The organism is Pseudomonas sp. VMV1 (assembly GCF_056790235.1).
In genome coordinates this window covers 1-378 of the sequence record NZ_JBXGSE010000047.1, presented here as the reverse complement: position 1 = coordinate 378, position 378 = coordinate 1, and the positions used below count along the sequence as shown (strand labels likewise).

At 58.2% G+C, this 378-nt stretch carries 1 protein-coding gene; it reads left to right on the top strand.

All coding sequences use genetic code 11. The features are described from left to right. The coding region (locus ACUCV0_RS24100; RefSeq protein ID WP_482213934.1) for an IS30 family transposase at positions 1-378 on the top strand (378 nt) is incomplete at both ends.

Genomic DNA, 378 nt, shown 5'->3' with positions numbered 1-378 from the left:
CACACTCGGACGCGGCCTATCAGGTGTCACACGAGACCATCTATCGCAGCCTCTACATCCAAGCCCGTGGCGCATTGAAAAAGGAATTGCTGGAGCATTTGCGCCGCAGTCGAGCCATGCGCCGCTCGCGCCATCACACCCAGAAAACCGCCAATCACGGCCGTATCAGCGATACGCTTTCCATCAGCGAGCGGCCGGCCATGGTTGAGGATCGTGCGGTACCAGGACACTGGGAGGGTGACCTGTTGTGCGGTAGCAAAAACAGTCAGATTGCCACACTGGTAGAACGCCACAGCCGCTACGTGATGCTGGTAAAGGTGGCAGGGAAAGACACCCAGACAGTGGTGGATGCGCTGATCGAAAACGCTCTGAGACTGC